This window comes from Couchioplanes caeruleus (genome assembly GCF_003751945.1).
GTDB lineage: Bacteria > Actinomycetota > Actinomycetes > Mycobacteriales > Micromonosporaceae > Actinoplanes > Actinoplanes caeruleus.
This window is the reverse complement of sequence record NZ_RJKL01000001.1, coordinates 6,843,040-6,857,692: the sequence shown is the minus strand read 5'-3', so window position 1 is coordinate 6,857,692 and position 14,653 is coordinate 6,843,040. Positions and strand designations below refer to the sequence as shown.

Genomic DNA, 14,653 nt, shown 5'->3' with positions numbered 1-14,653 from the left:
CTCGGGTGTTCGCGACGCGCAGCCGGCGTCAGCGGGCCGCGCGCTCGGCCTTGCGGCGCTGCTTGAGGGCGGTGCGAACCTCGCGCTCGTGGTCGGCATGCCGGCGGGCGGCGGCGGCCTTGCGCAACCCGTACCCGAACGAGGCCACCTTGACCAGCGGGTTGGCGGCGGCGGCGGACACGACGGTGACCAGGTTGGCGACGTTCGCCGTGACGTTCTGGGCATGCTCGGTCATGGTGTCGACCTTGGCGAGCTGCACGTTCACACCGTCCAAAGAGACCTGGACCTGGCCCAGCGCGGTGTTCACGTTGTCCACCGTCTCGGTGACGCCGCCGAGCAGCGGGCCGGTCCGGTCGTTCAGGTCGTTGATGGCCCGGGTGGCCGCGTCCACCGTGTGGCGCAGCTTCAGAATCGGGACGGCGAGCACCAGCACGAGCATCAGGAACGCGCCCGCCGCGATCAGGCCTGCAATTGCTCCGGCGTTCATTACACGCGTCTCCTCTACCAACGGACCGCTAAGCGTGACAACGTGCAGACCCTACCGTCCGTCATCGCGGTCCGCGTCACGACGCCGAGGGTGTCGGCTCCAGCAGGGGATCATTCGTCAGCACAGGGTCCGGCGTCTCGCCGATCAGCGACGGATCCACCGCGGGCTCCGGCTTGCCCCGGACGTCGGTCACGGCGTTCTGCACCTTGATGCTGACGGTCGACCCGACGCACTTCTTCGGATCGGCGGTCGGCACGACCCCGTCCGGCCCGGTCGAGGGAACAGTCGCCGGATCCTTCGCCGCGACGGCGTCGACGGCGCACTCGGGCAGCCGCACCCAGAGGTCCAGAGTGAACTCGTCCCGGGTCCAGCAGGTGTACTTGCCGGCGGTGGTCGGCTGGTCGGTGCACTGACCACCGCGCACCTTCCACCCGGCGGACCGCAGCGCGGCCGAGTAGACCTGGTTCGTGTCCTCGAACGGCCGCTCCGACTGGGCGGTCCGCTCCCGGAACCGGCAGTCGAGGAAACACCACCGGCTCCCGGCGCTCTGGTCGTCCACGTTCCGGTCGGCCCACTCCGGCACCTGCAGGGCGTCGAGCGAGGTGAAGACCGGGTCCTTGGTGGCGGCCCGGATCCCGAACACCAGCGGCAACAGGCCGAGCACCAGGACACTCAGGGAGAGCAGGGTCATGACCCGCAGGCGGCGCTTGGCCCGCATCTGGGTACGCAGCTCGGAGCGGGCGACTCGCAAGCTGCCGAGCCGACCGCCGGACAATCCGGCCTCGTCGGCCCCGGCGGCCCGATCCGTCTCGTCCATCGCGGCGGGCACCTTGATCGGGCCGTCATCACTTCCGGAGGGTACGGAGACCCGCCCGGAAACCGCCCCGACGGAGGCGCTGCCGGTCACCGGGGCAGCACCGCTGCCGGATGTCGGCGCGGCACCAGGTACCGCCGCGGCCCCGACACTGCTCGCCCTTATCGCTCTCCCGGCGACAGCGGCGCTGCCGGCGGCCCCGGCCCGGCCGGTCGCCACGGCGCCCTCGGCCCTACCCGCTGCGCCGGCACTCCCGTCCCGGTCCGGCGTCGCGGCGCTTTCTGTCGCGCCGGCTCTGCCCGGGACCGGGGCGCTGGCCGCCGCGCCAGGCCTACCCGGGACCGCGGCGCTCGCCGCCGCGCCAGCCCTACCGGGAACCGCAGCACTAGCCGCGCCAGCCCTACCGGGAACCGCAGCACTAGCCGCGCCAGCCCTGCCCGGGACCGCGGCGCCGGCTGCGGTGCCGGCCGTGCCCGAGGGCGGGGTGCCTGTCGCTGCTCCGGCTCTGCCCACGGGCTGACCCGCGGTGCTGTTTCTCCCGGCCGGGAGAGTTCCTCCGTTGGCTGCGTTTCCGGCGTTTCTGCCGTTTCCGACCATGGGCCCGCTCGCAGCGCCGGCTCCAGAGGTGGGCCGCATACCCCCGGCTCCGGAGGTGGGCCGCATACCCCCGGCTCCGGAGGTGGGCCGCGTCGCTTCGCCTCCGGAGGTGGGTCCTGTCGCTCCGGCTCCGGAGGCGGGGCGTGTCTCTACGGCTCCGGAGGTGGGCCGCGCCATCCCGGCGCCAGAGGCGGGCCGGACCGCTGAGCCCGGGGTGGCTCCGGGAACATGGATCGGGCCGCTGGCATGGATCGGGCCGCTGGCATGGATCGGGCCGCTGGCGGGCCCGGCCGAAGCCGGTGGCGATGCCATGCCGGAACGCTCGGCGGCACCCCGGCCGGCTTGCCCGGGCACGGCACGCCCCGCGACGGGACGGCCCGCGCCGGGCTGACCCGCGCCGGGCTGATCCGGCCTGCGCTGGCCCGCTCTTGCCTGGCCACGGCCCGGGCGACCCGGGCCCGGCTGACCCACCCCGGGCTGGCCCGGTTCCGGGCGCCCGTGTGGCTGTTGGATGGGCCCGGGACGCCCCGCGCCGGGAAACTCAGGACTCGGTCGGCCCGGGGAAACCGGCTGTCCCGAGATCGGCTGACTTGATTCCGGCCGGCTCGCCATGGGCGGCCCGTCCGGCGTGATCGGCTGGCTCGGCTGAGGCGGCTGGCCCGGCCGCCCGGGCGAGACCGGTTGGCCTGGGCCCGCACGCCCGGACTGCCCTGGCCGGGGCACCCGGCCCGTCCCCCGCGGGGGGGCACCGGCGCCTCCGGCCTGGGCGATCTGTCCGGTGGTGCCGATCACCCCGGAGGTGCTACCGGCCATCGCCCCGGCGCGACCCGGGATCGGAGGAGTGCGGACGCCCTCGCGGCCGGGCACGACGGGCGGCACGACCGACGCGGAGGCCCGTGCCTGCGCCGATTCCGCGGCCGGACCGGGCCGTTGCTGCGCAGCGCGGCGGCCGGCACTCGAGTCCCGCCCACCGGGGCGACCAGCTACGCCGCCCGGTCCCCCGTGGCGACCTGAGGGCGGCCCATCCGGCCCACCGTGACGACCCGACTGCGGCCCATCGGGCCCACCGTGACGACCTGAGGGCGGCCCATCGGGCCCACCGTGACGACCTGAGGGCGGCGCGTCCGGCCCACCGTGACGACCGGAAGGCGGCCCACCCGGCCCACCATGACGACCGGAAGGCGGCCCATCCGGCCCACCATGGCGGCCCGAGGGAGGCACGTCGTGGCTACCGGCATACGCATCGACCCCACCGTGACGGCCGGTGGGGGTGTCCGCAGAGCTCTGCCGGTTACGCGGTCCGGTGCGGTTGACCGGCCCCGTGGCCGCGCGGCCGACCGGCAGCGGCCCGGAGTTCTCCTCCGGGTCGAACCGACCGTGGCGGCCGCCCTGCTCGCCGGGAGCGCCGGGTTGGGCCCGGCCGGGTGCAGCAGCGGCCCGGGAACCGAACGTCGTTTCCTCGTCACCCGCGACGCCCCGCCCGCCGTGGCGCGGCCCCGATCGGCCCGGCATCGGCCCGCCATGACCCGTCTGTCCCGGCCGGGGAACGGCATGGCCATCCGGCATGGGACCCGCAACGCCCGGCACGGGACCGGTGTGGCCGCCCTGACCTGGCACGGGCCCCGCGTGACCGGCTTGACCGGGCAGGGGGCCGGCCTGACCCGGCACCGAGTGGCTGCCACGGCCTGGTCTGTCGGGCCGGGAACCGCCACCACGCCGTGCAGGGCCGGCCTGCCCGTGACCGGGCTGCGGCGCCTGTTCCTCGGACCAGGGCGTGCGCCCGGGCGGCGACACCGGGCGGCCCGGCTGCCGGTCCTCCGGCGCCGCACCGTGCCGGCCTCCGGGAGACCCGCCTGGTGGAACGGGCCCGCCAGGTGAAACGGCTGCGGCAGGCCCGCCGCGCGAGGCAGGACCGCCGGGTGCGGCAGGCCCGCCACGCGAGGCAGGACCGCCGGGTACGGCAGGCCCGCCACGCGGGACAGGACCGCCCGGTGAGACACGCGGGACAGGACCGCCCGGTGAGACAGGACGGCCGGGGACGGGATGCCCCGGTGAGACTGGATGGCTGGCCGACACGGCACGGCCGGCGGGCGGCCGTCCCGGCGAGACGGGCCGGGCAGCGGGTGGAATCTCCGGGGCGTTGCCTGAAGCCGGCACTCCCGGAACGGCCATGCCCGCAGTCGGGTCGACCGCCGGGTAGCGCGGGTCCGCCGAACGCGGACCAGCCGCCGGACGCGACGCAGCGGGAGAGCCCGAAGCCGGGGGACGCGCGCCAGCCGTCGGACGCGGACCAGCCGGCGAACCCGGAGAAACAGGCGGCCGGGAGGCACCCGCGGAGCGCGGACCACCCGGCGAACCCGGACCAGCCGGCGAACCCGGAGCAACCGGGAGACGGGAAGCGCCCGCGGCGCGCGGACCAGCCGGCGAACCGGGAGCGACCGGGGGACGCGTACCAGTCGCGGAGCGCGGCGCGGCCGGAGAGCTCGGTGCCGCGGCGGGCGGGGCGGAGGCGGGCAGAGGCGCGAACGGCTCGGCACCGCCGGGATCCTCGGGGGTCGGGGCGCGGCGGCCGCTCTTGCTGGTGCGGGCCTCGCCCGGGGCCGTGCCCGGGCCGATCGAGCCGCCCTCTTCCTTCGCCGTACGCAGGTCGTCCAGCCAGCCGGTCTCCTCGCGGGGCACCTCTTGCTCGATCGGCTCCGGGCGGCCACGACCGAACAGCCGGCGTCCGCGGCCGGTCTGCTCGGTGCGATCGTCGTAGTCGTCGGGCCTTTCGGCGCCGCGCCTGCTCACGGCTGGTCCTCTCCGGCGGCGGGGCCGCTGTCGTCGCGTTGCGGGGCGGGGGCCGGGCCGGCCGGGGACGGACCCGCTCCCCGGACGATTCTGCGTAGCCGGGGCAAACGGTCCGCCACCGCCCGCTCGGCACCGTGCTCGGTGGGGGTGTAGTACTCCGCGCCGATCAGATCATCCGGTACGTACTGCTGCCTCACAACACCCTTGGGGTCGTCGTGTGGATAGCGGTAGCCCTTTCCGTGACCTAGGCCACGTGATCCTGGGTAGTGGGAGTCGCGCAGGTGGGATGGCACCGCGCCGCCCCGGCCCGCACGGATGTCGGCGATCGCGGCGGAGATGGCGGTCGTGACGCTGTTGGATTTCGGGGCGGTGGCGAGATGCACCACCGCCTGTGCCAAATTGAGCTGGGCCTCCGGCAGGCCGACCGACTGCACCGCCTGGGCCGCGGCGGTGGCGACGAGTAGGGCCTGCGGGTCCGCCATGCCCACGTCCTCGCTGGCGAAGATGACGATGCGGCGGGCGATGAAGCGCGGGTCCTCGCCCGCGACCAGCATCCGGGCCAGCCAGTGCAGGGCGGCGTCCGGGTCCGAGCCGCGCATGCTCTTGATGAACGCGCTGGTCACGTCGTAGTGGGCGTCACCGTCGCGGTCGTAGCGCACGGCGGCCACGTCGACCGCCTTCTCGGCCGTGGCGAGGTCGATCTCGGTGGCTCCCTGCGCGGCCGCCGACCCGGCCGCGGCCTCCAGCGCCGTCAGGGCCTTGCGGACGTCGCCGCTTGCCAGCCGTACCAGATGGTCTTCTGCCTCGACGGTCAGCGTGACCGCACCGCCGAGGCCGCGTTCGTCGGTGACCGCGCGGCGGATGAGCCGACGGACGTCTTCCTCGTCGAGGGCGCGCAGGGTGAGCAGCACGCAGCGGGACAGCAGCGGCGAGATGACCGAGAAGTAGGGGTTCTCGGTGGTCGCCGCGAGCAGTGTCACCGTGCGGTCCTCGACGGCGGCCAGCAGCGAATCCTGCTGGGTCTTGCTGAAGCGGTGCACCTCGTCGATGAACAGGACGGTGGGCGCTCCCCCGGCGCGGCGTTCGCGGCGGGCCTTGTCGATGACCGCGCGCACGTCCTTGACGCCCGCGGTCAGGGCAGACATGGCCACGAACGTACGGTCGGTGGCCGCGGCGACAAGATGCGCGATGGTGGTCTTGCCGGTGCCGGGCGGCCCCCAGAGGATGACCGACATCGGCGTGGTACCGGTGACGAGCTGGCGCAGCGGCGCGCCGGGCGCGAGCAGGTGCTGCTGGCCGACGAGCTCGTCCAGGTCGGCGGGTCGCATGCGCACGGGCAGCGGCGAGTCGGCCGCGGGCCGGGTGAAGCCGGACTCCGCGCCCGCCGGTGGCGCGGTGCGGACGCCGCCCGGTCCGGTCAGGGGGAAGAGTCCGTCGAATTCCATCGGCACCGACAGTACCGGCCCGCCCTACGGTGCCGGAAATGCACCGATGTGAGCGGGCCGGGACGTGACGGTCAGCCGCGGCCGGGGCGCCGGCCGTAGAAGCGGCGGCCGCTGCCGGTGCCGGCGCGCGGGCCGCTGCCGACCCCGGCCAGGTAGAGGGAGAGCAGCAGCAGGCCGAGGGAGGCGAACGTGTTGAAGTTGAACAGGTCCGAGGTTTGCACGTCGAGCAGGTCGAGAAGCAGGTAGATGCCGAAGACGACGGCCGCGGCGATCGCGAGCATGGGGGCCTCCATCGGGGGTGAGAGCACGTGACCTGCTGGTACCCGCGGGGTGGTCGCGCGCAAACCCCCGGCCATCAGGGCACCGGCGCGACCTCCGGCGTGCCGGTCGGCGCGGTCTGCGGCGCGGCCCGCCGCGCCACCAGGTAGAGCGGCGCGGCCACGGCCAGGACGACCGCCCCGACCAGCAGGGCGACCACCAGGCTCGCCCGGGTGGCGATCACGGTGAGGACGATCAGGCCGAGGGCGCCGGCCGGCTGGGCCACCATCGAGTTCAGCGAGACCAGGCTCGCGCGGTACGGCCCCTGGACCTGCCGGTGCAGCAGCCCGCTGTGCACCGGGTCGGCCGCGCCGTGCACGGTGTAGCAGAGCAGGAACGCCGCGATGACGCCGGCCGGACCCGCCAGCAGGGCCATCCCGGCGACGGTGACGCCCTGCAGGATCCGCAGGGTGAAGCCGGTCCAGGGCGCGCCGATGCGGCGGGCGAGCGCGGGGACCAGCGCGGCCCCGGCGGCCGAGGCCAGCCACGCCACCGAGCCGACCGGGCCCATCAGCGCGGAGGCCCGGGTGGCGTCGCCCAGCACGTCGGCGAGGCGTACGGACATCAGGCTCCCGAAGGCGATCATGCCGAAGCCCCAGAACACCTCGACGGCGATGAGCGCCACTATGATCCGGGACCGGCGCAGCAGTCCGAGCGCGCCCCCGATCGCCGCCGGCACGCCGCTCGCCGAGGCGGCCAGGGCGCCCAGCCCCGGCCGGGGACGTGGCTCGGTCATCAGCGTCGCCACCGCGACCAGGGAGACGAGCTGCAGGCCGAGCGCGACGTAGACCGGCGCGCTGAGCGCGGTGACGGCCCCGAACGGGCCGAGCGCGACGAGGCCGCCGGTGAGCAGGGCGCCGCCGGCGATGGCCACGCCGATCACGACGCCGCTGCGGCTCAGGCCGGTCTCGATGTCGGCGTGCTCGTCGGCGGCGAGGGCCTGGTCGACGTACCAGGATTCGAGCGGGCCGCTGTCGAGGGCGCGGTAGACGCCCTGGAGGAGGTAGAAGATCACGAAGAGCAGGACCGAGTCCGCGACGGTCAGTACGCACAGCGCCAGGACGTCGACGAGGCCCGCGAGCAGCAGTACCGGCCGCCGGCCCATCGCGTCGGACAGGCCGCCGGTCGGCAGCTCCAGCAGCAGGACGACGACGCCTTGCAGGGCGGCGGCCGCGCCGTACTGCGCCAGGGTGAGTCCGCGTTCGAGCGGGAGCAGGACGATGACCGGGATCATCAGGCCGACGGGCAGCCAGCGGAACGCGGCCAGCAGCAGGAAGCGGCGCCGGGCCTGGGCGGCGGTGAGGGTGCTCATGAAGGTGCCACCTTCGGCATGCCGTAGAGGTAGTAGACGATTCGCCGGGAGTCCGGTGCCGGACCCGCGGCCCGGTAGCGCTCGATGACGTCGAGAAGCTCGGCGTTGAGCGCGTCGAGCTGCCCCGCCGAGAGGTCGATCCAGACGTCGGAGAAGCTGCTGGCCTGGCGCCACTCCGGCGGTTCGTCGTGCTGGACGCGATGCCAGGCCTCCACCTGCTCGACGAATCCGCGCAGCAGGGAGGCTTCGAGCCAGTCCGCCGCCGCGGTGGCGTCGGCGTCACCGGCGAAGCTGTCCCGCTGCCAGCTCGACACGTCGTGCGCCGCGCGCCACCAGCGCTCCCGGCCTCGGCCGGGCCGTTGCTCCTCGAGGACGAGGCCGACGTCGGCGAGCTGCCGCAGGTGGTAGCTGGTCGCCCCGGTGTTGGTGCCGAGGGCCTGGGCCAGCCGCGTCGCCGTCGCCGGGCCGTCCAGCCGGAGCCGGCCGAGCAGGCGGAAACGCAGGGGGTGGGCCAGCACCCGGATCTGCCGGGAGTCGAGATGAATTTCGCGCTGCTCCATACTTGCACAATACTTGTGCACAGAAATTGTGCAACGCTTTTGTGCCAGCATGGCCCGGGCCTGCATGACCGCCTTGATCGGCTGGTATGCGACCCGGGGCGTCTCCGTCGTCGAACTGAGCGCCAGCCGCGACGGCGAACCGCTCTACGCCGACCTGGGCTTCCGGTGCACCGACTACCCCGCGATGCGCCTGAGCGTCCCGGTGGAACGGGGGGATTTCACGGTGGAGAGCTGATCAGTCGGCCAGCTTGAAGAGCAGCACCGTCTGCCACTTGTGCATGTCGGGCTCCTCGGCCGGGTCGGTCATCAGCACCTCCAGCCGGGCGCCCCACACCTCACCCTCCGGCGTCGGCGTCCGGTCCCACTCGAGGCCGCGCCGCTGCGCCCAGTCGAGCAGGCTCGCGGTGACCCCCATGAGCTCGTCCGGATGGCCGACATGCGTGACGGTCGCGTACCGCCCGGCGGGCAGCACGTCCACGAAGACCGGCTCCTCGACGGCGACCGGCCCGGCCACCGGAATCCCGGCCTCGACGACCAGCTCGGCGGACATGTCGATGAGGCGGTACCGGAAGAACGGCGCCCCGGCGGGCGTGACGCCCTGCTCCCCCAGCCACCCGAACATCGCGGGTAGATGGTCGGCCACGCGGGCGAACTCGGTCATGGTGATGGACTCGCGCCGTCCGACGTACATCTGCTCGGACCGCTCGACGATGGTGGGTTCCGCCAGCATGCGACCCATCATGACGGGTCCGGCGGCACAGCGCCGCCGGACATCCGCGTACGTCTCAGTTGGAGCGTTCGACCGGCGCGGCCTGGCCGTCCGTGCCGGGCATGACCGTCGTGGCCTTGGGCTTGGCGTCGATGCCGGCTTCCTTACGCTGCTCCGCCGTGATCGGGGTCGGCGCGGTCGTCAGCGGGTCGAAGCCGCCGCGGGTCTTCGGGAAGGCGATGACCTCGCGGATGGAGTCGTTGCCGGACAGCAGCATGCAGGTGCGGTCCCAGCCGAGAGCGATGCCGGCGTGCGGCGGCGGGCCGTACTTGAAGGCCTCGAGCAGGAAGCCGAACTTGTCCTGTGCCTCTTCCGGCGTGATGCCGAGCAGGGCGAACACCCGGCTCTGCACGTCCGCCTGGTGGATACGGACGCTGCCGCCGCCGATCTCGTTGCCGTTGACCACGATGTCGTAGGCGTAGGCCAGCGCCTGGTCCGGCGCTTCCTCGAAGCGGTCGAGCCACTCGGCGTTCGGGCTGGTGAACGGGTGGTGCACGGCCGTCCAGCCGCCCTCGTCGGTCTTCTCGAACATGGGCGCGTCCACCACCCAGCAGAACGCCCAGGCGGACTCGTCGATCAGGCCGGCCCGCTTGGCGATCTCGATGCGGGCCGCGCCGAGCAGTTCCTGCGCCTCGCGGCGCTCGGCCGCCGCGGCGAAGAAGACGGCGTCGCCCGGCTTCGCGCCGACCTGGTCGGCAAGACCGGAGAGGTGTTCCGGGGACAGGTTCTTCGCGACCGGGCCACGCGGTTCCCCGGTCGAATCGTCGAGGATCACGTACGCCAGGCCGCGGGCGCCGCGCGCCTTGGCCCAGTCCTGCCAGCCGTCGAGCTCCTTGCGGGTCTGCGAGGCGCCGCCCGGCATGACCACCGCACCGATGTAGCCGCCCGCGTCGATGGCGCCGGCGAACACCCGGAACTCGGTGCCGCGCAGGTAGTCGGTCAGCTCGGTCAGCTCGACGCCGTAGCGCAGGTCGGGCTTGTCGGAGCCGTACCGGTTCATCGCGTCGTGCCAGGTGATCCGCGGGATCGGGGTCGGCACGGTGTAGCCGGCCAACTCGCTCCAGAGCTTGGCGACGATCTCCTCGCCCAGCTCGATGACGTCCTCCTGGGTCACGAAGGACATCTCGATGTCGAGCTGGGTGAACTCCGGCTGCCGGTCGGCACGGAAGTCCTCGTCGCGGTAGCAGCGGGCGATCTGGTAGTAGCGCTCCATGCCCGCGACCATCAGGAGCTGCTTGAACAACTGCGGCGACTGCGGCAGGGCATACCAGGTGCCCGGCTGCAGACGTACGGGAACCAGGAAGTCGCGGGCGCCCTCGGGGGTCGACCGGGTGAGGGTCGGCGTCTCGATCTCGTGGAAGTCGCGGGCGTGCAGCACCTCGCGGGCGATGTGGTTGGCGCGGCTGCGCAGCTTGAGCGCCGCGGCCGGCCCGGAGCGCCGCAGGTCGAGGTAGCGGTACTTGAGGCGCAGGTCGTCGCCGGCCTCGACATTGTCGTCGACCGGCAGCGGCAGCGGCGCGGCCTCGGAGAGCACCACCAGTTCGCTCGCCACGACCTCGATCGTGCCGGTGGCCAGCTCCGGGTTCTCGTTGCCCTCGGGGCGCGCGGTGACGTCGCCGGTCACCTTGATGCAGAACTCGTTGCGCAGCGCGTGGGCGTCCTCCTCACGGAAGACGACCTGGACGACGCCCGAGCCGTCCCGCAGATCGACGAAGATGACGCCGCCGTGGTCGCGCCGGCGGGCCACCCATCCGGCGAGCGTCACCGACTGACCGGCGTGGTCGGCCCGGAGGCTGCCGGCGTCATGGGTACGGATCACGGGAACGTCTCCTCACACGGGATCACAGGGCGCACCCGACATTCTGTCAGGATCCGCCTGGCAACACCGGCACCGGCCCGGAACTCCCGCACTCAGCCCGCCGGCCAGGCGGTCGCCCGCAGGCTGACGGTGCCGTCTGCGCTCACCTGATCCACCTTCACCCGCACCAGCCGCACACCCGCGGTGGGCGGGGTCCCGGTGCCGGTGAGCACGCACATGACCAGACCCGTTCGCACCGGCACGATCAGGCCACCGCCCAGCGGGCTGGTCCGCACGGCCCTCGCGCATCCCGGGCCGTCCACGTCGGCGGCGCCCACGTCGCTGCCTCCCACCGCACCGGGGGCCAGGGTGAGCTGGGGGGCTTCGTCGCCGCAGCGGCTGTCGTAGCGCAGGTCGCTGACCGGGCCGGCGGCGTTGACCCTCGGCTCGTCCAGGTCGAGGAACGTCACGCCGGTGCAGCCCGCCTGGATCCGGAGAATCTCTTCCCCGTACGCGCCTGCGACGGCCGGCGATGCCCCGGAGGCCGCCGGAAGCGGGCGGGCGAAGGCCTGGTCCGCCCGTTCCAGGGCCCGCCAGGCGAGCAGCACGGCCGCGGCGGCGGCCAGCAACGCGAGCATGGCGAGCAGCACGGCGAAGACGGCACCGCGCCGCGGCTGCGGTGGGGACGACGGCGGCGCGGACGACCGGTCCGGCTCGGGGCCGAGCCGCTCGGTGGGGCCGTCCGGGTACGGATCGGCACCCTCCGGCCAGGCGGTGGACGAGTTCGAGCCACGGAAAACCGACATGGACGACTCCGCTCGCGGGACGGCGTGAGGGCACCAGCGATCAGGGCGAACCACCACAGATCGACACTGACCGACCCTAAGATCACGGCCCGGCCACGCCCATCCCCCAAAAGGGAGGTCACCGATGCGGATGACCGTGGATCACGGTGTCACTCCGCGAGTTCCGACAGGGCGGCCCGCACCTGGGCGTACCGCTGCGCGCGGTGGCCGCCCTCCGGCGGGTCGCCGAGGGCGGAGACGCTGTCGGTGATCCCGTACGTGATCCGGTAGAGCGCGACCCTGGTGGCCGCGTCACACCACACCGCGGCACGGGCGGCACTCGGCCGGTGCCCGAGCTCGGTGATCGTGAACCACGAGGGGAACAGCGCATGCGTCTCCACGGCGGCGTCGATACGCCGCCGCAGGTGGGCGGTGAGCTCGGCGACGGCGACCGCACCCCGATGCGTGCTGAACTGCTCCTGCTGCCGCAGGTCGGCGGCGAGTTCCTTCTCGGCGACCGCGACCGTGTCCCTCGTCGCGGCCAGCTCCGCGTTCTGCGCACCGAGCCGCCGCCAGTGGTGCCGGTAGGACGCCGCGGCCCGGCGAAACTCGCGCCGCCCGGGGCGCGCGCGAGCCAGGACGGCACTGGCGTCGAGCGCGCGGGCCCGGCTCTCCGCGGCGAGACGTCGCAGCTCCGCGTACGCGTCGAGCGCGCCGTGATGGGCCTCGCGGGTCCGATCGTCGAGCATGCCGGAGCGGATTTCCTCGGCCTCCCGCACCTGGGCGACCAGCCCCTCCAGCTCCGGCGGTACCGCGTCCAGGTCGACGGGCCGTACGCCGTGCTCCAGCCGCAGCCGCCCCTCGATCAGGTGGATCTCGCCGGTCAGTCGGGTGATCGCCTGCCGGGCACCGCGAAGCTCCGCCTCGGCCTGCCGGCGCAGCTCCTCATGGGCCTCGGCGAGACGCGCGAGGCGGCCGTCGGCGTCGTCCAGCCGCCGGGCCAACTGCGCGGACCGCTCCTCGGCGGCCCGCGCCACCTCGCGAAGATCGTCCGTGAGCTGCAGGCGCAGGGTGTTCAGCTTGCGCTTGATCTCGTTGCGCAGCGCCTCGGCGACCCGGGCGAGATCGGTCGGCGCCTCGGTGCTGGTCATGCGCCCGCCTTCCCGGACGCACTCGCATCGGTGCGCCCAGGCGGCGCGGACGGTTGTTCACGGATCTCCTGCCGTCGAGGCCGCGGCAGGCCGTCGGATCCGCGCCGAACCCCGGCCTGCTCCTTCGGCCCCCGCCGGCCGTCGGGCGCCGGCGTCGCGCGCTCGCCGTCGGGCGCCACGGCGCCGGGGGCATCCGGCGGGCTGTCGGGCGGGTCGGCGGCCCGGGAGATCACCGCGAGGGCGACCGCCGCGGCCAGCGCGGCGGCGGCGCCGATCAGCCCGTAGACCGGTACCACCCCGGCGGCGACCAGCCCGGAGACGACGAACGCGACGATGACGAGCCCGGCCGCCGTCGCCCGGCGGCGCAGGGCGGACCGCGCCCTCAGCCGGTCGAGATCCCTGACGAGATCGTTGGTGGCGTCGAAGACGCGCAGGAGCAGATCCTCGTATCGGCCGGGATCGCGCCCCTCACGGCCCAACACCTCGTGGCGGGAGGCCAGCTCCCGCTGCCTGATGACGATCACATTCCGAAGATCAGCAGAACTCACGCGAACTCCTCAAAGCCTCGCGCAGTAGGCGAAAAGCTAGGGAAAGCCTATGGCGTCCCCGAGGCCGGTCAATCCCACGGAAGTGTCCGGAGCGCAGGTCGTTCACGTCTCAGAAGTACGTGTGCAGCACGTCCACGACCACGTCCTCGTCGTCGGCGACGGGGATGAACCGCCACTTGTCGAACGCCGTGCAGGGATGCGACAGGCCGAAACGGATCACGTCACCGACCGCCGCCGAGGTGCCGCGTACGTGCGTGTGGTGGTCGTTCATCCGGACCACCTCGCCCGCCTCGGTGACGGGAAGTCCCTCGTCGAAGGGAGCGTCCCGCTTGCCCATGCCGACGATTGCCAGGCCCGGCTCCGGAGTGGACAAGACCTGCGCGTACAGCTCCAGCCCCGACGTCAGTGAGCCCTCCTGCGGCACTCGGCCGAAGGGCGTACGCGCGCGGTAGAAGCCGTCGTCATGGGTGACCGACGCGCCGCTGCGCAGCACCGCGCGCACGGTGTGCCCGTCCAGCCACTGCCCCTCGAACGCCTTGACGACCCGGTCGAACCAGGCGCTGCCGCCGGCGGAAACGACCACCTCGGCGGGCAGCAGTCCCGCGATCGAGCGGACCGCCTCGACCTGCGTGGCCAGCAACGCGTCGACCGCGTCCGCGTCCGGCAGCGCGCCCTCGTAGGCGGTCACCCCCGCGAGGGTCACCCCGGGCGCACCGGCGCAGGCTCTCGCGACCTCCACAACCCCGTCGACGGTACGGCAGCCGGTGCGCCCACCCGCATGACCGAGCTCCACGAGTACACGCAGCCCACCGGCGTCGGCCACCCGTTCGACGCCGGCCGGCGAGTCAACCTGGACGATCACCTCCCAGCCGCGCGCCGCCTGCGCCGACAGCCAGCGCAACGCGGTGGGGTCCAGCACCTCGTTGGCGATGAGCACGCGGGGCGCGCCGAGGCGCCGCAGCACCAGGGCCTGGTTCGCGGTGGCCACGGTGAGCGCCCACGCCCCGGCGTCGAGCTGGGCCTGCAGCAGGCTCGGCGCCATGGTGGTCTTGGCGTGCGGGGCGAAGGAGAAGCCGTGCCGATCCGCGTATCCGGCCATCGTGGCGATGTTCGCCCGTACGGCGGAATCCCGCACGACCAGCAGCGGCCAGGTGAAAGAACCGTCGAAAAGGGTGTGCCGGGCCGCGGCGAAGGCGCGGGCCGGCACTTCCCCCTCGGGCAGCCAGAAGCCCTTGGCGCGCCAGTCGAGGAGCTCGTCGGGGACATCGAGCATCATGGG

Annotated in this window: 14 protein-coding genes; 1 reads left to right on the top strand and 13 read right to left on the bottom strand. The window is 73.8% G+C overall.

Features of this window, described 5'->3' with window-relative positions:
• Positions 1-28: 28 nt before the first annotated feature.
• The 7 genes from EDD30_RS30775 to EDD30_RS30740 all read right to left on the bottom strand — a co-directional run bounded on the left by EDD30_RS30775 (position 29) and on the right by EDD30_RS30740 (position 8,323).
• The gene (locus tag EDD30_RS30775; RefSeq protein WP_071807174.1) at positions 29-487 is read right to left on the bottom strand and encodes a DUF948 domain-containing protein; all 459 of its coding nucleotides are present in this window, start codon (positions 485-487) and stop codon (positions 29-31) included.
• A gap of 76 nt (positions 488-563) precedes the next feature.
• Entirely contained in the window at positions 564-1,205 is a 642-nt protein-coding gene (locus tag EDD30_RS30770) for a hypothetical protein (RefSeq protein WP_084556629.1), read from the bottom strand.
• Between the two features lie 1,676 nt (positions 1,206-2,881).
• Positions 2,882-3,142: a hypothetical protein gene (locus EDD30_RS30765; RefSeq protein ID WP_143162807.1), complete on the bottom strand. Its 261-nt coding sequence runs from the start codon at positions 3,140-3,142 to the stop codon at positions 2,882-2,884.
• A gap of 1,542 nt (positions 3,143-4,684) precedes the next feature.
• Entirely contained in the window at positions 4,685-6,133 is a 1,449-nt protein-coding gene (locus EDD30_RS30755; RefSeq protein ID WP_071807177.1) for a replication-associated recombination protein A, read from the bottom strand.
• Between the two features lie 71 nt (positions 6,134-6,204).
• Entirely contained in the window at positions 6,205-6,414 is a 210-nt protein-coding gene (locus EDD30_RS30750; RefSeq protein ID WP_071807178.1) for a hypothetical protein, read from the bottom strand.
• 74 nt (positions 6,415-6,488) lie between these two features.
• Positions 6,489-7,763, bottom strand: a complete 1,275-nt coding sequence (locus EDD30_RS30745) for an MFS transporter (RefSeq protein ID WP_071807179.1) — start codon at positions 7,761-7,763, stop codon at positions 6,489-6,491.
• A complete protein-coding gene (locus EDD30_RS30740) occupies positions 7,760-8,323 on the bottom strand; it encodes a winged helix-turn-helix domain-containing protein (protein WP_071807180.1) in 564 nt (187 codons plus the stop codon). The genes EDD30_RS30745 and EDD30_RS30740 overlap by 4 nt, the downstream gene beginning before the upstream one ends.
• Before the next feature lie 64 nt (positions 8,324-8,387).
• Here EDD30_RS30740 and EDD30_RS39385 point away from each other — a divergent pair, with 64 nt between their 5' ends.
• The gene (locus EDD30_RS39385) at positions 8,388-8,558 is read left to right on the top strand and encodes a hypothetical protein (RefSeq protein ID WP_170047434.1); all 171 of its coding nucleotides are present in this window, start codon (positions 8,388-8,390) and stop codon (positions 8,556-8,558) included.
• On the opposite strand, the gene EDD30_RS30730 is transcribed toward EDD30_RS39385, so the two are convergent.
• The 6 genes from EDD30_RS30730 to EDD30_RS30705 all read right to left on the bottom strand — a co-directional run bounded on the left by EDD30_RS30730 (position 8,559) and on the right by EDD30_RS30705 (position 14,650).
• Positions 8,559-9,053, bottom strand: a complete 495-nt coding sequence (locus tag EDD30_RS30730) for a GyrI-like domain-containing protein (protein WP_071807182.1) — start codon at positions 9,051-9,053, stop codon at positions 8,559-8,561.
• A 55-nt stretch (positions 9,054-9,108) separates the two neighbouring features.
• Positions 9,109-10,911 carry an aspartate--tRNA ligase gene (gene aspS / locus EDD30_RS30725; RefSeq protein ID WP_071807183.1) on the bottom strand — a complete coding sequence of 601 codons (1,803 nt, stop codon included), beginning with the start codon at positions 10,909-10,911 and terminating at the stop codon, positions 9,109-9,111.
• 92 nt (positions 10,912-11,003) lie between these two features.
• A complete protein-coding gene (locus EDD30_RS30720; protein ID WP_071807184.1) occupies positions 11,004-11,696 on the bottom strand; it encodes a hypothetical protein in 693 nt (230 codons plus the stop codon).
• A 149-nt stretch (positions 11,697-11,845) separates the two neighbouring features.
• Positions 11,846-12,826 carry a hypothetical protein gene (locus EDD30_RS30715; protein WP_071807185.1) on the bottom strand — a complete coding sequence of 327 codons (981 nt, stop codon included), beginning with the start codon at positions 12,824-12,826 and terminating at the stop codon, positions 11,846-11,848.
• Complete coding sequence (locus EDD30_RS30710; protein WP_148088163.1) at positions 12,823-13,374, bottom strand: hypothetical protein; 552 nt, start codon at positions 13,372-13,374, stop codon at positions 12,823-12,825. Before EDD30_RS30710 ends, EDD30_RS30715 begins: the two co-directional genes overlap by 4 nt.
• A 109-nt stretch (positions 13,375-13,483) precedes the next feature.
• Positions 13,484-14,650 (bottom strand): alanine racemase, encoded by a 1,167-nt coding sequence (locus tag EDD30_RS30705; protein ID WP_211277804.1) that lies wholly within the window; start codon positions 14,648-14,650, stop codon positions 13,484-13,486.
• Positions 14,651-14,653: the final 3 nt, after the last annotated feature.